This is a genomic window from Frankia sp. CgMI4 (assembly GCF_001756285.1).
GTDB classification, from domain to species: Bacteria; Actinomycetota; Actinomycetes; order Frankiales; family Frankiaceae; genus Frankia; species Frankia casuarinae.
On the sequence record NZ_MAQZ01000043.1, the window covers coordinates 1 to 17919 of the forward strand.

At 70.1% G+C, this 17919-nt stretch carries 21 protein-coding genes, 1 other RNA gene and 1 pseudogene; 11 read left to right on the forward strand and 12 right to left on the reverse strand.

Annotated elements, in window-relative coordinates; genetic code table 11:
* Positions 1–298: 298 nt before the first annotated feature.
* The 6 genes from Manayef4_RS03215 (at position 299) to Manayef4_RS03240 (ending at position 5450) form a co-directional block, all read left to right on the forward strand.
* A complete protein-coding gene (locus tag Manayef4_RS03215) occupies positions 299–538 on the forward strand; it encodes a hypothetical protein (protein WP_035730701.1) in 240 nt (79 codons plus the stop codon).
* 385 nt (positions 539–923) lie between these two features.
* Positions 924–1097, forward strand: a complete 174-nt coding sequence (locus Manayef4_RS24740) for a hypothetical protein (protein WP_023839945.1) — start codon at positions 924–926, stop codon at positions 1095–1097.
* A complete protein-coding gene (locus Manayef4_RS03220) occupies positions 1097–1306 on the forward strand; it encodes a hypothetical protein (protein ID WP_023839944.1) in 210 nt (69 codons plus the stop codon). The genes Manayef4_RS24740 and Manayef4_RS03220 overlap by 1 nt, the downstream gene beginning before the upstream one ends.
* The gene (locus Manayef4_RS03225) at positions 1303–1692 is read left to right on the forward strand and encodes a hypothetical protein (RefSeq protein WP_023839943.1); all 390 of its coding nucleotides are present in this window, start codon (positions 1303–1305) and stop codon (positions 1690–1692) included. The genes Manayef4_RS03220 and Manayef4_RS03225 overlap by 4 nt, the downstream gene beginning before the upstream one ends.
* Positions 1693–2313: 621 nt before the next feature.
* Complete coding sequence (locus Manayef4_RS03235) at positions 2314–3957, forward strand: FtsK/SpoIIIE domain-containing protein (protein WP_070130563.1); 1644 nt, start codon at positions 2314–2316, stop codon at positions 3955–3957.
* Between the two features lie 95 nt (positions 3958–4052).
* Positions 4053–5450 carry a replication initiator gene (locus tag Manayef4_RS03240; protein WP_349257421.1) on the forward strand — a complete coding sequence of 466 codons (1398 nt, stop codon included), beginning with the start codon at positions 4053–4055 and terminating at the stop codon, positions 5448–5450.
* Between the two features lie 150 nt (positions 5451–5600).
* On the opposite strand, the gene Manayef4_RS23825 is transcribed toward Manayef4_RS03240, so the two are convergent.
* The 4 genes from Manayef4_RS23825 to Manayef4_RS03260 all read right to left on the reverse strand — a co-directional run bounded on the left by Manayef4_RS23825 (position 5601) and on the right by Manayef4_RS03260 (position 7353).
* Positions 5601–6200, reverse strand: a complete 600-nt coding sequence (locus tag Manayef4_RS23825; protein ID WP_023839939.1) for a hypothetical protein — start codon at positions 6198–6200, stop codon at positions 5601–5603.
* 169 nt (positions 6201–6369) lie between these two features.
* Positions 6370–6663: a hypothetical protein gene (locus Manayef4_RS03250; protein ID WP_023839938.1), complete on the reverse strand. Its 294-nt coding sequence runs from the start codon at positions 6661–6663 to the stop codon at positions 6370–6372.
* Positions 6653–6901, reverse strand: a complete 249-nt coding sequence (locus tag Manayef4_RS03255; RefSeq protein ID WP_023839937.1) for a hypothetical protein — start codon at positions 6899–6901, stop codon at positions 6653–6655. The genes Manayef4_RS03250 and Manayef4_RS03255 overlap by 11 nt, the downstream gene beginning before the upstream one ends.
* Positions 6898–7353: a hypothetical protein gene (locus Manayef4_RS03260; RefSeq protein WP_070130564.1), complete on the reverse strand. Its 456-nt coding sequence runs from the start codon at positions 7351–7353 to the stop codon at positions 6898–6900. Before Manayef4_RS03260 ends, Manayef4_RS03255 begins: the two co-directional genes overlap by 4 nt.
* 85 nt (positions 7354–7438) lie before the next feature.
* Between Manayef4_RS03260 and Manayef4_RS03265 the strand changes: the two genes are divergently transcribed.
* Entirely contained in the window at positions 7439–8236 is a 798-nt protein-coding gene (locus Manayef4_RS03265) for a GntR family transcriptional regulator (protein ID WP_083282250.1), read from the forward strand.
* A gap of 49 nt (positions 8237–8285) precedes the next feature.
* On the opposite strand, the gene Manayef4_RS03270 is transcribed toward Manayef4_RS03265, so the two are convergent.
* From Manayef4_RS03270 to Manayef4_RS03275, 3 genes are read right to left on the reverse strand one after another with little or no spacing between them, the layout of a single operon-like run.
* On the reverse strand, positions 8286–9950 hold the full coding sequence (locus Manayef4_RS03270; protein ID WP_070130565.1) for an AAA family ATPase: 1665 nt from the start codon (positions 9948–9950) through the stop codon (positions 8286–8288).
* A complete protein-coding gene (locus tag Manayef4_RS24745; RefSeq protein ID WP_157493295.1) occupies positions 9947–10102 on the reverse strand; it encodes a hypothetical protein in 156 nt (51 codons plus the stop codon). Before Manayef4_RS24745 ends, Manayef4_RS03270 begins: the two co-directional genes overlap by 4 nt.
* Entirely contained in the window at positions 10099–10287 is a 189-nt protein-coding gene (locus tag Manayef4_RS03275) for a hypothetical protein (protein WP_023839933.1), read from the reverse strand. The genes Manayef4_RS24745 and Manayef4_RS03275 overlap by 4 nt, the downstream gene beginning before the upstream one ends.
* A gap of 253 nt (positions 10288–10540) precedes the next feature.
* On the opposite strand from Manayef4_RS03275, the gene Manayef4_RS03280 reads away from it, so the two are divergent.
* Both Manayef4_RS03280 and Manayef4_RS25630 read left to right on the forward strand, forming a co-directional pair.
* The gene (locus Manayef4_RS03280; RefSeq protein ID WP_175443308.1) at positions 10541–11278 is read left to right on the forward strand and encodes a helix-turn-helix transcriptional regulator; all 738 of its coding nucleotides are present in this window, start codon (positions 10541–10543) and stop codon (positions 11276–11278) included.
* A 119-nt stretch (positions 11279–11397) separates the two neighbouring features.
* Positions 11398–11670, forward strand: a pseudogene (locus Manayef4_RS25630) (site-specific integrase); the annotation flags it as partial.
* 444 nt (positions 11671–12114) lie between these two features.
* Here the strand turns inward: Manayef4_RS25630 and Manayef4_RS25635 are convergent.
* Positions 12115–12615, reverse strand: a complete 501-nt coding sequence (locus tag Manayef4_RS25635; protein WP_070982750.1) for a hypothetical protein — start codon at positions 12613–12615, stop codon at positions 12115–12117.
* 277 nt (positions 12616–12892) lie between these two features.
* Positions 12893–13266, reverse strand: a transfer-messenger RNA (tmRNA) gene (gene ssrA, locus Manayef4_RS03295).
* 323 nt (positions 13267–13589) lie between these two features.
* Between ssrA and Manayef4_RS03300 the strand changes: the two genes are divergently transcribed.
* Positions 13590–14063 carry a VOC family protein gene (locus Manayef4_RS03300; RefSeq protein WP_023839931.1) on the forward strand — a complete coding sequence of 158 codons (474 nt, stop codon included), beginning with the start codon at positions 13590–13592 and terminating at the stop codon, positions 14061–14063.
* A gap of 95 nt (positions 14064–14158) precedes the next feature.
* A complete protein-coding gene (locus Manayef4_RS03305; RefSeq protein WP_011435257.1) occupies positions 14159–14878 on the forward strand; it encodes a YoaK family protein in 720 nt (239 codons plus the stop codon).
* Here Manayef4_RS03305 and Manayef4_RS03310 read toward each other — a convergent pair whose 3' ends face one another.
* From Manayef4_RS03310 to smpB, 3 genes are all read right to left on the reverse strand, one after another.
* Entirely contained in the window at positions 14879–15787 is a 909-nt protein-coding gene (locus Manayef4_RS03310) for an NAD(P)-dependent oxidoreductase (protein ID WP_070130638.1), read from the reverse strand. It lies immediately after the preceding gene.
* 66 nt (positions 15788–15853) lie between these two features.
* Positions 15854–17287, reverse strand: a complete 1434-nt coding sequence (locus Manayef4_RS03315) for a hypothetical protein (protein ID WP_070130569.1) — start codon at positions 17285–17287, stop codon at positions 15854–15856.
* A gap of 129 nt (positions 17288–17416) precedes the next feature.
* Positions 17417–17896 (reverse strand): SsrA-binding protein SmpB, encoded by a 480-nt coding sequence (gene smpB, locus Manayef4_RS03320; RefSeq protein WP_070130570.1) that lies wholly within the window; start codon positions 17894–17896, stop codon positions 17417–17419.
* Positions 17897–17919: the final 23 nt, after the last annotated feature.

The following is a 17919-nucleotide window of genomic DNA, read 5'->3' on the forward strand; positions in this document are numbered from 1 at the left end:
CCCCCTCGCGCCCGGTTCGGGGTCTTCTCGTATACGGCGGGGACGGTAGTGCTCTACCGGTGGTGGGGATGCTTGGGGCTGGCTGGCAACGGCGGGGATGGTGATCTCGCCGGTGACTCGGTTGGGCTGGTTGCGGGGGTGGTGTGCTGGCGGGGATGTGGGGTGTGGGGAAGGCATGCGGGGGTGGTGGGATGCTGGGTGTCCAGGGCATGGGGATGGCCTGGGGGTCGGCGGTGGGCTGTGCGGCGGTGAGCCTGCGCCAGATTTCCGCCGCTAGTGCTTCTGTGACGGTGCGTTGATGGCGGCGCAGGAAGCTGCCCCCGGTGATGTCGTACGGCTCCGCAGCGTCTGYGCGCCGGTCGGTGACGCTGCGTTTCTCTTTCCCGTCGAGGTCCAGGAGGAGGCGGAGCGCGCGTGCTTCGCTCCCGCCGATGGCGGCAACGCTGGCTTTGATGATCGCGTGGGCGGTGAAAGCCCTGCGGAGAAGCGCGTCGGGTTCCTCGGGCTCAACTCGCGGCGGAACGATCATGTCTGTTAGCTGTCGGCGTACATCAGGGGTGATCATGTAGGTGGGCAACCGGATACCGTTGYGGTAGCAGAGGGTTAGGACTGTGGTCAGTTCTGTCACGTCGGGGGGCATGGCGATCCTTTCTTGTCTCGTGTTGGCGCGTCCGCGTGGTGTCCGGGTTCCGTCCGCGTGCCGTCCGGCCACTGACTATGCACGGTGCGTGTCTGTGCTCCGTCTGCGTTCCGTCCGGGTTGGGGACATGTAGAGCGGACTGCGTCCGTGGCTGGTCTGGGTCTGGTCTGTGAAAGAGCCGCGGACAAGCCGCGTCTTGTCCTAGGACGTGGGATTCCTGGTCCGCAGGATGGGGTGTGTGAGGCGGTCGGCTTCACGGTCTTCGTTCCTGGAGGGTTTTCCCATGCCCCGTTACTATGTGCGGACCAGCTTCGGGTTCGGCTGGTGGGTAGCTTTCTTTTGGTGCCTGTACCTGAGCCTTTTTCTGTTTTCTGAGGCGTCGGCCGCGATCCCGTTCATCCTCGTAGCCGTGATCGTCATTGCCGTGATCCGGCTGGTCGGAAAGGCGATGTGGTGATGCGGCGGCGTGTCGAGCTGGCCTCCGAAGAGATATCCCGGCGTCATCAGGCGCTGTTCGTGCTGGCGCTGGTGGCGTGGTGCGCGGGGATGTGCGCGCTGTCGTTGGCGGCGACGGTGGTCGTGGAGGTGCTGCACCGTCCGGGGCCTGGTCCGGTGTCGGTGACCGTCGCGGCCGGTGATGCCGGTGATGCCGGTGATGCCTGGTGAGCGTGGAGAGTCTGCCGGATTTGGACATGCTGTGGATGGGGCTGTGCTCCACGATCCGTCACGGCGCCACGGCCGCACGGTTGGGGGCATATACCCCCGTGGTGGTGGATGTGCTGGAGCCGGGGGTGACGCCGTGGGCGGCGCGGATGCTCGCGGCTGAGGATCTGATCCGGAACGCGGCGGCGGGGCTGGATAGTCCGGAGGATCGGGCGGTGCGGCTGCTGCTCGGGCTCTCCCCCGGAACGGCGGGTTTGCGCGTCAGTACGCGGCGGGCGCGGGCGGCGGATGCGCTGCGGATCGCACCGGCGAGCCTGCGGGGTGACCGTGAACATGCGTTGATGTGGGATCTCGCGGTGCAGGTATGCAAACTGCTCCTCCAGCGTTAGCACGAGGGGCACGGGCGGGGTACAAGGCTTTCCTGTACCCCGCTTTTCCGTGTGCCGGGTGCGCTGGTTGTGCGTGCGGACTGCGTGAAAAGCGGATGGCCGGCTGGCGCACTTTTCACGCACAACCTAGAAGATTTCGGCGCACTACCCCGGGAGACCATGAGATCAGGCCGCTGACGGGCGGCACCAGAAGATACCAATGATCAGGGGTGACGCGATGCGGGTGATTCCCGTGGACGTGACGGCGTTTTCCGTGGTAACCGCAATGGGTCCGGCTGCGCCGGTGATAGACCGAGAGTCCGGCAGCCAGCGAGGGAACGCGGATGGGCTGCCGTTGTGGACCGTGCCGGTTGCAGTCGCGATGGCGGACGGCACAGCGGAAGTGATCACGGTCCGGATCGCGGGGGAGGCGCCGACGGTACAGCCGGGGACGCCGGTACGGCTGACGGGCCTGGTGGGCCGCTCCTGGCAGATGCAGGGCCGTCACGGCATCTCGTACTCAGCGRCCTCGATCACCGGGGTGTCAAGCAAGAGCTAGGGCTACCCGGTTCGGGGGTGGCGGTGCCCTGACCGTGTGCCGCCATCCCGGCCGGTCCTGCTCGTGCGCGCAARGGAGTAGGTGTGTCGGTGCTACGGATCCGGCCCGGCCGGATGCGGAAAGATCAGTTTCGGCTGTCGTTGCGGCCGTCGGTGCCGGAACTGCTGGTCCGGTACGGCCTGCGGCATATCTGGGGATGGCGCCGTGAGGTGCTGGYGCTGCTCGTGCTGCTGATGGTGCCGCAATCGATCATCGGCCGGTTCGGTTCCTTCTGGGGACGGGGGCTGCTCCTCGGCCTGGTGCTGGTCGTGCTGGTCGTGCCGGTGCTGCGCCGGGCGGTGGTCGGCTGGCTGCTGGGTGGGCGGCTGCGGCGACGCTGGGCGGCCGCTTGCCATGCCTGCCGGGTGGAAACACCGTCTGCTGGGGGCGGTGGGCGTGTTCCCCGGATACGGCGGGCGCGGCGGGGCGCGGCGGGCTGGCATCTGCGGCTGGTCCTGTCACCAGGCCTGAGCGTGGACGATCTCCAACAGGCGGCGGGGAAGCTGACGGCCACGCTGAAGCTGCGGGAGGTGCGGATCTCTCCGGATCTGGACCGGGCGGACCGGGTCGGCCTGGTGTTGGTGCGCCGTGAGGTGCTGGGCCGGGCAGTCCGCGCGGATCTGCTGCCCGCCGGTGCGGCCGGTGAGCTGGACGCCCTACCGATCGGGGTGCGGGAGGACCGCCGGGCCTGGCTGCTGCCGCTGCGCGGGTCGCATGTGCTCATCGCCGGGGCCACCGGGGCCGGTAAAGGCTCGGTCATCTGGTCGATCATCCGGGCGCTTGCCCCGTCGATCCGCGGGGGCGTCGCGGAGGTCTGGGCGTGTGACCCGAAGGGCGGCATGGAACTCGCCTTCGGGGAACCTTTGTTCGCGCGTTTCGCCGTAACCGCGGCGACGATCGCGGATCTCCTCGAAGATGYCGTGACGGTCATGGAGCGGCGCACGGGCCGGCTACGCGGGGTGGCCCGGTCCCACACACCCACCCCGGACGATCCCCTGATCGTGATCATCATCGATGAGGTCGCGAGCCTGACGGCCTACGTATCCGATGCGGAAGTCAAGAAGCGGATCGCGGTTGCGCTGCAACTGTTGCTCTCCCAGGGCCGGGCACCGGGGGTCGTCGTCGTCGGTGCGCTGCAAGACCCCGGCAAGGATGTGTTGCCGTTCCGGGACCTGTTCCCCGTCCGGGTCGCGCTCCGGCTCACAGAACCAGTACAGATCAACATGGTGTTGGGAGAAGGTGCCCGGGATCGAGGCGCGCTTTGCGACCGCGTTCCCCGGGGCCTGCCCGGAGTCGGCTACGTCCTGGTGGACGAAGACCCGACCCCCGTCCGGGTCCGCGCCGGATGGCTCACCGACGACGACATCCGGACCATGGCCGCGCAGCACGCTCCGGTCCATCCCACCACCCCGATGGAACCGGCGGAAGGGTGGCGACCACAACTGCCCTCGATGCCCTCGATGCCGTCCATGCCCCCTTGCGACCCCCGCGCAGCCTCCCCACCCTGCACCACCCCCACCGGTCCCCGGGACGTGGACGACCCGACGATTCCGCTGCGCGCATGGCGGCGACCCCCGCCACCCCCGGCGCTGCCCCCGGCTCCCCCGCCGGTCACCGCGGACGACGGCTCACCAGCCGCTGAACAAGCATGGGCGCGCTGGGAAGAGCAGTTTCGGCGGTCCGACTGACCATCTCACGCCGATGACCGCGGCGCGTTCCCCCTCCATCTGATTCCCGCATGTGGGTGGTGTGGCTCTGCCACACCCGAAAGGAGTCACGGAAAGTGGCGGAGTCCGTACAGGTTGCGGTAGCCGGTGGCTGTGTTTCTCCGATTCGCCTGAAGGGCCACACCGATCATGTGGATGTCACGTCCGGGGAGGTGCGGCGGGCGTTCTCGGCGGCGGGTCTGCCCGGCGGGGTGGTGCATGTGCGGTGCAACAACCGGCGGGAGTCGGTCTGCCCGGCGTGTTCGGCGACGTACAAGCGGGATGCCCGGCGGATCGTGCTGTCCGGGCTGGCCGGTGGCACGAGCGTTCCCGACACGGTCWGCGGTCATCCGGCGCTGTTCGTGACGTTGACCGCGCCGAGTTTCGGGCCGGTGCACTCCCGCCGGTCCCGGGGGAAGCGGGGTGAGGCGCGGGCGTGCCGGCCTCGGCGGRGCGAATGCCCGCATGGACGGCCGGCGGGCTGCCACGCCCGRCACGGGGACGGGGATCCCACGCTCGGACAGCCGCTGTGCCCGGACTGCTTCGACTATCCGGGCGCGGTCATCTGGAACTCGCTCGCGCCGGTGCTGTGGAAGGCCACCCGGGACGCGACCGAATCCGCCGTAGCGGCGGCGGTCGGTCTGACGGTGGCCGGTCTGCGCCGTCAGGTACGGATCACCTTCGTGAAAGCCGTGGAAATGCAGGCCCGGGGCCTGGTCCACCTGCACGCCGTCGTCCGGGTCGACGGGCGCGGCGAGGACCCGGATGACCTCGTGGCCCCGCCCGGGTGGGCGACCACCCGTCTGGTTGCCGACTGTCTGCGGGCTGTCGTGGCAGAGGTATCGGTGACAGCGCCCGACCCGCACGATCCGGCCGGAACGCTGGCGGTGCGCTGGGGGGTGCAGGTCGATATTCGGCCGGTCGCGTTGGATGGACCCACCACCTCGGGGAAGATCGCTAACTATCTGGCGAAATACCTGACGAAGTCCGTCACGGCCGGGGGGCTGCTGGACCGGCCGGTGCGTAGCCTCGCCCATCTCGCCCGGCTCCCCCTGCACGCGCATGCGCGGCGGATGGTGGAAACCTGCTGGCAGCTTGGCACCGATGAAACGTTCGCGGCGGCACTCGACGAGGCGGCCGGACGGCTTCCGGGCCGGTTGCCGGGGTTGCTGCGTTGGTCCCACGCGTTTGGCTGGGGTGGACACTGGATCACGAAAAGCAGGAAGTACAGCACGACGTTCGGCGCGTTGCGCGGCGCGCGGCGGGTCTACGCACGGCTGATCGGCGGGGCGCTGTCCGGTCGGGGGCTGGTGGATGCGTTCGGCCGTCCGGACGGGGACCCGAACACGGTGGCCGTCGGGGTATGGCGGTATGCCGGGCGGGGCCTGCTCACCGATGGTGATATCGGTCCGGCCGGTGCGGGACCCCCTGTGTCACCTGCTGGGAGGTCAGCCCCTGGGCGGGGTGAGCCGTGAGCATCGACACGATGCTGCCGTTTGACGACTGGGACCCCGGCGGCGGCCGGCGCGAACCGGCCGGGCCGGTGGCCGTGCCGGAAGAGATGAGCACCGAAGGTGCCGATCCGCCTGTCACCCCGACCATCGGGCCAACCGCCGGGAAGGCCGTCACGCCGCGACCGGTGGGGGTGGGCGGGCGGGCCGCCGGACAGCCGTCCGCCACCCCGGGGCATAACGGACAGCGTTCGAATGGTTTTGTTCCGCCGTGTAAGGGGGTGCGGCGGGGGATACCGTCTCCAGACGAGTGGGGACGGGTCCAAGCGGCTCACGCGCCGCGCTGGTCGGCCCGGCAACGCGCGCACGCGGCTGCCCCGGTGTGCTCATCCGTGGCCGGACGATCGGCGTGCCGGTGTGCTCGCCACCGTGCCCGCGAGGGTCATCGACGGCCGGGTCGAGCACACGGTCAGCCCCGACAACCGCCGGGGCTGGCGCGGCCGGGATGTCGGGCTGGGCCTCGTCGTCGCCGTGTCCGCCCGTGGCCTTCATCAGCGTCACGAGCGCGAAGGCGACGACCGGCCACACCGCCATCGCCGGACGCCACGCTCCCGGATGGCCGGCGAGCCTGCCGCCGTCGCTGCGGACCAGGGCGGCGGTCAGGTTGCAGGCGGCGGAGAAGCCGAACGCGGCGATCGTGACGAGAACTGGCCAGAACAGACCGCCGCCGGTCCGGCGGCGGTGGCGGACCTCGAGGACGGCGGCGACGGCCATGGCCTCGCCGGTGCCGGTGATGACGACCGCAGCCCACAGCGGCTGGCCGGCCCACTCGGCGACGCGGCGACCGTGTGGACGCCGGCAACGGCGAACGCGCCGGCGCCGAGGAGGAACGGCAGCGCCCGGCGAGCAGTGCGCTCAAGCCAGCCCGGCCGGTGAAACGTGATCACTGGGATTCCTCCTTGCGGTCGAGCGCGGCGACCCGCAGGTCGAGGTCCGCCAGCACGGCGCGCCCTTCGCTGATCGCGGCAGCCGTCTGTCTGGACAGGTCCGGGTCGTCGGCGACGAGTCGCCGGGCAGCGGTCCGGACGAGGAAGGCGACCTCGGCGGCGACGTTCGTCCGGGCGACGGCCAGCGATGCCCGCTCGTCCGCCAGGCCGCTGGCCGGCTCGCGGGTGCTCACTTCCGCCACCCCGCTCCGTGCCTGCGCCGGCCACAGCCACGGCGGTTCATCGGGCATCGCCCGTGAGGTTGTCGGCCTCGGCGCGCAGGCGGTGCCACGAGCCGATCAGGGCTGATCGGTGTTGCCGCAGGTCGTCGAGGTCGGCGTCGGGCGGTGTGTCGCCGCCGTGGATCACCTGCTCGGTGGCGGTGATCGCGGCGTCGTAGTTGTCGGCGAGGGCGCGCAGCTGCGCGGCCAGGACTCGGCGGTCGAGGTCGGCCGGTTCCCGGTGCGGCCCGGGCAGCTTGGCGCTCATCGGGCCGTCTCGCTGGCGGTCCACTGGGCGGTCGCGCCGAGCGCCCTCAGCTGGGCGGTGGTGTGCCGCTCGGCGCTGTCGACCCGGGTCCAGATACCGGCGCCTTCATGTCGCCACGTCCAGCGGGCGCCACCGATGACGACCTCGGAGATAGTGCCCTCCGGGTCGTCGTCGCCCGGCTTGCCGTGGTCGTAGCTGCGGGTGCAGCCGCACCAGCRGCAGCCGCCCACCTCGTCGACGTCGCTGTGCTCAGCGCCCAGATGGCCGCACGGCGCGCCGTCGATGCCAAGGCAGACCACCGAGTCGACGCCTGCCAGGGCAGCCGGGGCGAACGCGACCAGCGATCCGCAGGCCCCCGCCTCACGCCACCCGTCGCCGCGGTGCTCGGCGACCAAGGCGCCACACTCGCAGCGCTCCACCACGATCGGCGGGCTGGGCGTCTTGTCCGTCACGGGCCCTCCTGCGCCGACATGTCCTGGGCTGGCGTCTCCCACGGTAGAGGGAACTGTATAGACAGTCAATACCGTCACTCTGGTAGTGACTGTCAAGACCGTCTCCCAGTACGGTCTGGCCATGGCGCCCGAGGAGCGGATCTACCGGAGGATCGAGGCGGACCTGCGCCGTCAGATCGCGGACGGCACCTTGCCGCCAGGCGCGAAGCTCCCGCCTGAGAAGGCGCTCGCCGAGCAGTGGGGGACGTCGCGRCCGACCGTGCGCCAAGCGCTCGCTCCGCTCGAAGTCGAGGGGCTCATCGACCGGCGGCCACCCTTCGGGACGTTCGTCCGGCGCCGCCCAGYCCTCGACACCCAGCACGTCATTCGAGACCGCGCTGTCTACCGTGACGAACGCGGCTACTACTTCGACCCCGCCGCGGTCGACTGGGTCGCGCTCGTCCCGCCGTCGCTGTCGCGCGGCCCGGCCCCCGCCGACATCGCGCGGATACTCCGCCTACCCGACGCGAACGCCGAAGTCGTCATCCGCGACCGGCGGATGGGGCCAGCAGGGGGTGAAGTCCTCCAGATCGCCACGTCCTACATCCCCGCCGACCTGGCACACGGGACCGTCCTCGAAGCGATCAACAGCGGGCCAGGCGGGATCTTCGACCGCATGGAGCAGGACATGGGACTCCACCTGTCCTGGGAGGATCTCTACGGCGCGCGGATGCCGACCGGCGACGAAGCCGCGATCCTCGGGATTCCCGCTGGCGTACCCGTCTTTCGGATCATCTGCGTCACGCGCGATGAGTCCGGCCGCATCGTCGAGGTCAACGACCGGCGGATGTCCGCGGAATGGTTCATGGTCGCTCGCCCTCTGGCGAGGGCCGCCGAGGCGTAGGCCGTCTGGCCGGCCGGCGACCACCCGCCGGCCGAGACGGGACCGCCGGTCATGAGGCGACCGGCCCGAAAACCGACCACTCTGCGTGGTCACCATTCGATGCCGCGCAGGTGCTCCCTTCGGTGCGCGCTTCGTCGCCGCGCTCTTCGGGGATACTCCCGCCGGACCGCTGCCGGTTGCTGTCTGTGACGTCGATTCGCCACACCCAGGGGCCCGCCATGCTGGATTTCTCGGATCGGACTCCGGCCTTGCGCTTCGCGCGCTTGAGCTGATCGGTGCTGAACCCGTCGGCTCGGCCGGCCTTCTCGATGTCCCTCGGCGACGCCTCGCCACCGTGCCCGGTCAGGTAGTCGCGTAGCCAGTCGGCGGCTTCCGCGCGGTCGGCTTCGGCGTCGGGGTCGGGTGCACTGGAGGAGCTGAGCACGTCGGCGACGGTCCGGTCGGTGCGTCCGGTGAAGTGGAGCCGGCCGACGTGAGACGTGCCGCGCCCGGTTTCGACGACCGCGCTCGCGATGCCGTAGGTGAGCGAGGGGAGATCGTCCCTGCCGAGCGAGTTCTTCACCTGCGTCATGACACGACCGCCGGCAGCCGAGGCGTCCTCCGAGTCGTCCCGGGCGAAGCCGAACACGGCCCGGGGAACGTCCTTGAAGGCCCCGGAGCCGGTGATGAGCTGGGCTACATCGGTGCCGCTCGACTTGTTGAAGTGGGCGATTCCCAGGATGACGGCGCCCGTGCGGTCCGCGATCCCGGCCAGCGGGTCCAGCGCGCGGCGAACCTCCCGGGTTCGGTGGCTGTCGAGTGTGGCGTCGAGCGCCGACATCAGCGGGTCGATCACGACGAGCGCGGCACCGAGATCGGTGATCGTCTCTTCGAGTAGGTCGTTGTCGACCGGCAGGGAGAGCGCGACCTCGGCGTCGTCGTCCTGGACCACGTCGAACCGGGCGACCTTGGAGCGGTCGGCACCGGCCGCGATCAGACGCGGGACGAGGGTGTGTTTCCAGGAGTCCTCGACGGCGGCATAGAGCGCCGGCCGTGGCGTGCCGTAGAACGAGCCCGGGAGCAGGCCACGGCTGACCTGAGCGGTGATCCACAACCCGAACKAGGACTTCCCGGTGCCCTCTCGGCCCGCGGCGAGCGACAGAGCACCCGCCGGGATCCGCCCCTCGCCCTCGTCCGTCCAGGYCCACACGACCGGCTCAGGGTCGATCGTGTCTGCCCACGTCACGCGGGCGCGCCGGCCCGAACGAGCAGGGCGGCCCCGCGAGGCGAGCACCTTGACGACGTCGCCGGCGACCTGGTCGACGTCAGCGCCCTTCCCGATCCGCTCGGCGGCGAGCGCGAGCGCCTCGGCCGTCCGGCGCCGGTCGCCTGCAGCCRCCACCTTGGCGACGTAGTACGGCACCATCGCCAGGTTGGGGACCACGGCGACCATGTCCGTCAGATCGGTGCTCTGAAGACCGTGATGGGGCGTGGCCCGATCCGCTGCCGCGCGGCGTCCGACCTCCGCCCACACGGCGCTCGGGTCGGGTGGGACGTCGGCCGCCCAGAGCTCGACGATCACCCGGTAGATCACCCGGTGGGATGGCAACCGGAAGTCCGCGCCTTGGTCGAGCCGGGCGATCGCGTCGACCATCGTCGTGGGGTCGGCGTACATCAGCGCGCCGAGCACGACCCGCTCGGCGTGAACGATTTCGTCCTCGTCGGCGGTGCTCACCGGCTGGCCGTGCCGTCGGTGCCGCGCGGCCGGCGCCTGCGCCAGCGGGTGGCAGGCGCGCTGGAGACCACGTCGAGGCCGATCTCCCACAGCGCTCGGTCCTCGACCTCCCAGGTAGACCAGCCGGCCGTCGAGGGCCTGGCCGAGGTCACGCGGCGGTCGGCTCGATACCGAGCAGCTCCAGCAAGGGCCGAACGGGGACCAGCCAGCGATCGCCGTTGTGGATGACGCGGGTCGGCCAGGTACCGGCGCGGACCATGGCCCTGGCCTTGGTCAGCCCCATGTCGAGGATCGACGCCGCCGTCTCGACGTCCACGATGACCGGCAGCGCACGCAACTGCTCAGCGCTCCACTGCCCCTGCGCGCCCGGATCTCGGCCACACTCAGCCGACCCCGCTGCCCCATCTCTCCCGCCCCGGCATCCTGTGCTCCCACGCGCAGCCTCCCCGGTCAAATTGGATCAAATTATGAGCATCTGTGAGTACAGACCCAGAACTACCCGTACGATCGCCACATGTCAACTAGGACCGGGCGCGATCGCCTACTGTGCCTGTATGCACAACCCCGACTGGTCGGAGAGGCAGGCCCGAGTGATCGGCGCTGAGATCCGGCGCCAACGGACCCGCCTTGGACTGAGCGCGCAGCAGGTGGCCGACCGCTGCTCGGAACTGGGACTCCAGATCAGCAGATCGCTGATCGCGAACACGGAAAACGAGCGACGGCCGGGCGTGACCGTCGCCGAGCTGGTCGTTCTCGCCGCGGTGCTCGGGGTCCCGCCCCTGCAACTGCTGTATCCGCTCGGCCACGTCGAGACCGTCGAGGCTATGYCCGGCCGAGTGGTCCCTACCTGGGACGCGGCGCGGTGGTTCGCTGGCGATGCGTCGCCGGATGGCCTACCGCCGTGGGCTCAGGTCAGCACGCAGGAGATCTTTCGTAGGCACGCAGCCGAGATCAACTACACCATCGCCGCGCGAGGTGAGGCTGAGCGCGTCGCTGAGAGGGTGGYGAGCGCGAGAGCCCGCATGGTGCCCGGCGGCGTGTCGGACGGTGAATATCACGCTGCGAGAATGGCTGCCAGCCGCGCACTCGAAAGCGCGACCAGCGAACGTTTCATTGCGGAGAAGACTGCTCGCCGGGCGGCTCAGTACCTGAAGCGGCTTCGGGACGCCATCCGGGCGACCGGCCTGACCCCGCCGCCGCTGCCGCCCAGCCTCGCCGATGTCGACAGCCTCGATCCAGGCATGCCTGAGAACGTGGGTGGGGGTCCAGCACCGAGCGGCTCCGACTGGCTGCGTGTACTCCTCTCCGAGCCGGAGGAAGGCGAGTGAAGCCGACGGTCAAGCATCTGTGTGGGTGCCGCGACCCCGAGACCCGGACGGCATATCCGTACGGGCAGTGCCCGAAGCTGTCACAGCGGGGCCATGGGTTCTGGGAATGGCGCGTCTACGTGCCCAAAGAACTGCAGACCCTCGTCGGCAAAAAGGAGCTGAAAGGCAGGGAGCCGTCGAAGACGGCGGCGGAGAAGGCTGCCGACGAGGCGATCGGGACGGTCCGCGCCGGGCAGCGCCACGCCGGCGGCCTCACCGTCAGGACCTACCTGGCCGAGCAGTGGCTGCCATCGAAACGAAAGCTGCGGCCGTCCACCCGGGCGCGCTACGAGCAGTTCATCCGGCTCTACCTCGTCCCGTACCTCGGCGACCTGCCGCTCGCCGGACTCCAGTCCCATCACATCGACACGATGTTCCGCCGGATCGAGGAGACCAACCCGACCCGGCRTAACCCCGTCGGGCCGGCGACGCTCGGCGACATCCGCGACATGCTGCGGGCGACGCTCGGCGACATCCGCGACATGCTGCGGGCGGCGCTGAACCACGCGCTACGCCAGCGGATGATCCCCTTCAACCCCGCCGTGACTGTCGAACTGCCCGAGCACGCGGCACCCGAGGTTGAGCCCTGGGAGGCGGAAGACGTCGGCGTCTTCCTCGACGAGGCGGCCGGCGAGCGGCTCTTCGCGCTCTACGAGCTCGCCGCACTGCATGGGCTGCGCCGCGGCGAGCTGTGCGGGCTGACCTGGCCCGACCTCGACGTGCTCACCGGGGTCCTACGGATTCGCCAGCAGATCACCCGGTCGGGCAAGGAGACGCACGTCGGGCCACCGAAGACGTCAGGCAGCAAGAACAAGGTCGATGTCGACGCGGGCACAGTCGACAGCCTGCTCGCCTGGCAGGTCGCCCAGGAGCAGGAGCGCGCCGATGTTGGCCTGGCGTGGAACAACGGCACGCTGCCGAACGAACACGGCGTCCCGACGCAGCTCCGCGACCTGATCTTCACGCGGCCAGACGGGCGCCACCTGGACCCGGAATACGTGACCCGGCACATGCACGTCATCGCGAAGCGGGCCGGCCTGCTGGGCACAGTGAAGGTCGCCGCGGCCGTCGGTGCGACCGAGGTAGCGATCGGGAACCTCTACCGGAAGGCCGCCGGCGACTGGAACGTCTACGTCGGCCGGGAGGACGCCGGCCACACGGTGCGGGTCGTGGGCGCGCACCGGGTAGGCGGCCGGTATCTCCTCACACTCGCCGAGCCGCTGTCGGTCGTCCTCGATGCGGGGACCGAGCTTGGCCGAGGGCTGCTCCCCCGCCGTCGTCTCCACGATCTGCGCCACGGAAGCGCCAGCATCCAGCTGGCCGCAGGCCTCGATATCACGATCATCTCGAAGAGGCTTCGTCACTCTTCGCCAGCGATCACGGGGAAGATCTACGCGCACATGCTTCGGTCGACGGGCCAAGCCGCGGCCGAGGCGGTCGCCGCGGCGATCCCTCGCCGTAGGCGCGTCGCCCAGCCATCGCCCAGCGAGCCTCCGGCCGGACCCCGCGTGGTGCGGCCGGCTGGCGTCGATGCTGGTCAGGGCACGAAAAAGGCCCGGCCAAAGGCCGGGCCTCTCGTGGAGGTGGCGGGAATCGAACCCGCGTCCTCCGGCCCCGACACAGGGCTTCTCCGGGCGCATCCTGCTACTTGTTTCTCAGCCTCGTCGGACACGCAGGCAAGCCGACATAGGCTCAGTCGCTGTTTGATGTCCCGACCGACCCCGCGACCAGGTCAGCCGGTGATCCTCCTAGCGACGTCAGATTCTGGGCCGGAGGCTCTCCCAGACTGACGACTACCTAGTCCCTCTTAAGCGGCGAGCGCGTAAGTGGGGGTAGTGGGCTGCGTCTTGTTGGCAGCTGTTGTTCTGAACGGATCGTTAACGAGATAACCGCTCATCCTCGGCCCGCTTCCCCTGCCTCGACGTCCGGAGTCGAAGCCGGTCACCCCCAAGTTCTGATCAGTTACGACGTTTCAGTGTACCGCAGACGCAGACGCAGACGCAGACGCAGACGCCGGCACCAGCCAACAGACGCTCCTGCCAACCCGACCCATCGCGCGCGTCACTGCGTCCAACGCTCGGACGCCGGCTCCATGTTCCCACGTCGGGCACCCCGCGTACCAACGGGTTTCCGATGTGGCGGCTGTGGCGGGCGTGGCGGCCGCGCGTCACAGCGGCCCGGCCCCGTGGGCATGCCGTCGCGGGCAACGTCGTTGTACGGAGTTGTTGTATGGATAACGGCTACCAGACGACCAGCGCCTCGGGAGATCACCGTGGAGATCAAGGAACTGGGACATCTCGTCCTCTACGTCCGGGACATCGAGCGTTCCAGCGCCTTCTACCGGGACGTACTCGGCTGGCGGCAGATCTTTCCCGACCCGGCGGGCGCGGACGGCAACCCACTGCGGGCCCCGGCCGCCGCGTTCTCCTCCGGACGCACCCACCACGAGCTGCTCCTCATCGAGGTCGGCGAGGACGCGGCGGCCATACCCCAGGGCCGGCGGGTGGGATTGTACCACTTCGGGCTGAAGGTTGGCGACAGCGACGACGAGCTGCGCGCGGTGCTCGCCCGTCTGCACGACGCGGATGTGACCGTCGTCGGCGCGTCGGATCACACGGTCACCCACAGCTTGTACATCCTCGACCCGGATGGCAACGAGATCGAGCTCTACATCGACGTTCCCGGGGTCGACTGGCGGAGCACTCCCGCGCTCGCCGCGGCTCCGGTCCGTCCGTTGCGGCTCTGATCAGATCAGAAGATCAGATCAGAGCCGCCGAAATCAGAGGCGCCGGGAGTTCCCGCCTTCCGCCGCACGGGCCGTCGCTCGGTGAAACTGTGCCCATGCGACCGTCCCCCGACCAGCGTCGGCGGCTRCCGACTCTGCTGGTGGCGTTGGCGATCCTCAGCGGTCTCGTCGACGCGGTCAGTTTTCTCGGACTCGGCCGGGTGTTCGTGGCCAACATGACCGGAAACGTCGTCCTGCTGGCCTTTGCGCTGGCCGGGGCCCCGGGCCTGTCCGCCGACCTGTCGGCGCTGGCCCTGGCTGGCTTCCTGGCCGGAGCCGTCATCGCCGGACGGATCGGCACGGTGACCATAATCGGCGGTCGCCGCTTCTCGTGGTTGATCATCGCGATGGCCGCGCAGACCGGGCTGATGGCCGGCGCGCTGATCGCYACGCTGGTCACCCAGGGACTCGGTACGGAACCCGAGATCCCCGAGATCCCCGGGGCCCGGCCCTATGCCGTCATCCTCCCGCTGGCCCTCGCGATGGGCCTGCAGCACGCGACKGCTCGGCGGATGGCCGTTCCGGACATCCCGACGAATGTGCTGACCAGCACGTTGACCGGGATCATCATCGACTCCCGGCTCGGCGGAGGAACGGGCCGCGGTGGGGCGCGGCGGACGCGGCGGTTCGCCGGCCCCGTCGCCATGTTCGCCGGAGCCCTGATCGGGGGCCTGTGCCTGCTCCATCTCGGCCGGATCGTCCCGCTCGTCCTGGCGACCGGTACCGTCGCCGGCTGCCTGATCGCCACCGTGACCGGCACCGTTGCGGCGCCATGATCAGGAAGCCGGAGAGACTTCGCCACCCGCGCCGCCCGGCCTGGTCGCACGGCGCCGCTGCCGGATGACGACCGTCGTGTCGAGACCGCCCTCGCCGTCCGCCTGGGCAGCTGCGAGATCCCGCTCAGCCAGCTCGATCATCGGCAGCGGGATACCACGCCGGCCCGCCTCGGCAAGGCAGATCCGCAGATCCTTGCGCATCCAGTCGACCGCAAACCCGAAATCGAACTCGTCGCGCACCATGGTCTGACCACGATTCGCCAGGTACCACGAGTTGGCGGCGCCGCCRGCCACGGCGGAAAGCACCAGATCGGTGTCCAGACCGGCGGCAATAGCAAAGTTGATGGCCTCGGCCGCCCCTTCGACGGCTCCCGCCACCAGAATCTGATTGACCATCTTGGTGAGTTGTCCGCTACCGACCGGCCCGATCCTCGTGATGGTCGCGCCGTAGGCGGCGAGCACCGGCCTGGCCCGCTCGATCGTCTCAGGATCCCCACCGCACATGATGCTCAGCCGGCCGGCCATGGCACCCGCCTCCCCGCCGGAGACCGGGGCATCGACGAAACCGACGCCGACCTCGGCGGTGCGCGCCGCGATCTCCTCCGCGAGTTCCGCGGAGGTCGTCGTGTGATCGAYGATGATCGCACCGGGCCGAAGCGCTCCCAGCACCCCGTCGGCACCGAGGACGWCCTCGCGGACGTCGTCATCGGCACCGACGCAGAGGCAGACGACGTCGACCTCGGTCGCCGCGGCGGCGGGCGACGGCGCGATCCGGCCGGAATGTTCCTCGGCCCAGCGTGCCGCGGTCGCGGCCGTGCGATTGAACGCGGTGGTGGAGAACCCGGCCCGAACCAGGTGACCGGCCATGGGAAATCCCATCGTGCCCAGTCCGACGAAGGCAACACGCATGAACGTCACTCCTGTTTCGCCCCCGATGGCGTCCACCGGGATCGGTCGGTCATGAGAGTCGGTCGGTCATGAGAGTCGGTCGCMACCGCCCCGACATCCGATACCCCCGACATCCGATACCGGGGTGCAGACGAAGGCCCAGGGAGCTCCACGCAGCCTCGTCATCACCACGGTGACGGCCGGTCCACCGGGAATCAGATCACGACGGCGGGGTAGCAACCGGCGACGGATCTCCTCGACGTCGCCGGCGAGACCGCGTCGCCGGACGTCCAGCGACCCGATCTCACGAGACCGCAACAGGTCCGCGATCCGGCGCACGTCGAAGGGCAGCTCGGCCTCGATGCACAGCAGGCGGGCGAAGGGGGTCGTCACTGCCTCGTCGGAGGTCAGGAAGGCGATCATCGGATCAATCTGCCAGGCTCCGAGGCGCCGCCCGAGCTCGCCGATCAGGCCCGCCCGAGTGACCGCCGGGCTCGGATCGTGGAGGAACCGGCCCGGAGCCGCTACCCGACCGGCTAGCTCGCCGACCCGACCCACCCGACCCACCCGACCCGCCCGACCTGTATCCGCCGGGACGACTGGATCCGGGGTCCCGGTGAGGCTCACCGGCGCTCCCCTGGCCCGCAGGGACGCCGAGCCGCCCGGCCCGGGCAGCACAGTGGCGCGACGCGGGGCGGTCGCGAGGGCCGGTGAAAACAGTACGGCCTCCTTGAGATCCCGTCCGTCGGCCACGAACTCGATCTCCCAGCCGGGGGGAACCAGCTCCGTCGCCAGCCCTGGCGCGGCCTTCACCGCGACGGCCGCAACCTTGTCGGCAAGCCCGAAGCACCAGGCCAGCGGCGGCTCGCTCGCCCGCGACACCAACCGACGGTCGCCGGCACGCCGGGCCGGATCGACGAACACGGCGTCGCATCCGGAGAGGTCCACCTCCCGCACGTCGGACAGGCGCGTCTCGAGGCATCCCGTCGGCACGGTCGATCCCGTGGGCGGCGCGGTCGTGGGCAGCACCGTCGTGGGCAGCACCGTCGTGCCCTCGACCGCGTGGACGGCGACGTTGAGCGCGGCCATCCGCAGATGAACCGGATCCCGGTCGACGAGCATGATCTCCCGGCCCCGCGCGAGGGCCAACGCGTCCCCGCCGATCCCCGWGCACAGGTCGGCGAGCCGGCACAGACCGGCGAACCGCGCGGCCCGATGCTCGGCCGCCGCCTGCGAGGACGCTTGTTCCAACCCGGCTCGGGTGAAGAACATCCGATCGGCCCGAGCAAACTTGACCATCGCGCGCCGCCTCAGCTCCGCCTGAGTGAACGCGGCGGCGAGGAGCGCGGGGGACACGCCCTCGGCGCGCAGGCGGGCACCGACAGCCAGTTCCCGGGCCGCGCCTCCACCGGCACGCTCATCCTCGGCAAATGCCGCGACCGCCGCCGCCAGCACCGCCTTACCCTGGGCGCTCAGCAGGGCCTCGAACTGCGCCAGCCGGTCGCCGTCGGAGGCGGTCACGGCGACCCGGATGCTGCCGGAACCGGCGAATCCGCGGCACGACGACGAAATAACGACGACGGGAACATCGACAGAAACGTCGACAGGAACATCGGCGGCACCACGGACGGTGTCATGGACGGCTGGCTATCAGAGGTAGCGCCCCTTGGCTCGGCGGCCCATCGCCCGGCCGATCTCCCGGGCCGCGTCCCGCTCCGCGATCGCGTGCCGTTTGTCGTAGGACTTGCGGCCACGCGCCAGCGCAATTTCGATCTTCGCCCGCCCGTCCTTCCAGTAGAGCGAGAGCGGGACCAGCGTGAGCCCACCCTCCTGGGTCTTACCGACCAGCTTTTCGATCTCCGCCCGGTGCAGCAGCATCTTGCGCTTGCGGCGGGGAGCGTGGTTCGTCCAGGTCCCCTCGGTGTACTCGGGGATGTGCACGTTGTGCAGCCAGATCTCACCATCGCTGATCTGGGCGAACCCGTCGACGAGCGAGGCCCRCCCGGCCCGCAGCGCCTTCACCTCGGTGCCACGGAGCACCAGCCCAGCCTCGTAGGTGTCGAGGATGTCGTAGTCATGCCGGGCGCGCTTGTTCTGCGCGATCAGTCTGCGCCCCGTCTCCCTCKGCACTGTCCTGTCCCTCTTCCCACACC

Excerpts from the sequence above, each read along its gene's own strand:
- Manayef4_RS24740 (WP_023839945.1), top strand. The coding sequence starts at position 924 with ATGCCCCGTTACTATGTGCGGACCAGCTTCGGGTTCGGCTGGTGGGTA.
- Manayef4_RS03220 (WP_023839944.1), top strand. The coding sequence starts at position 1,097 with ATGCGGCGGCGTGTCGAGCTGGCCTCCGAAGAGATATCCCGGCGTCAT.
- Manayef4_RS23825 (WP_023839939.1), bottom strand. The coding sequence starts at position 6,200 with ATGGCCGTCGCCGCCGTCCTCGAGGTCCGCCACCGCCGCCGGACCGGC.
- Manayef4_RS03250 (WP_023839938.1), bottom strand. The coding sequence starts at position 6,663 with ATGCCCGATGAACCGCCGTGGCTGTGGCCGGCGCAGGCACGGAGCGGG.
- Manayef4_RS03255 (WP_023839937.1), bottom strand. The coding sequence starts at position 6,901 with ATGAGCGCCAAGCTGCCCGGGCCGCACCGGGAACCGGCCGACCTCGAC.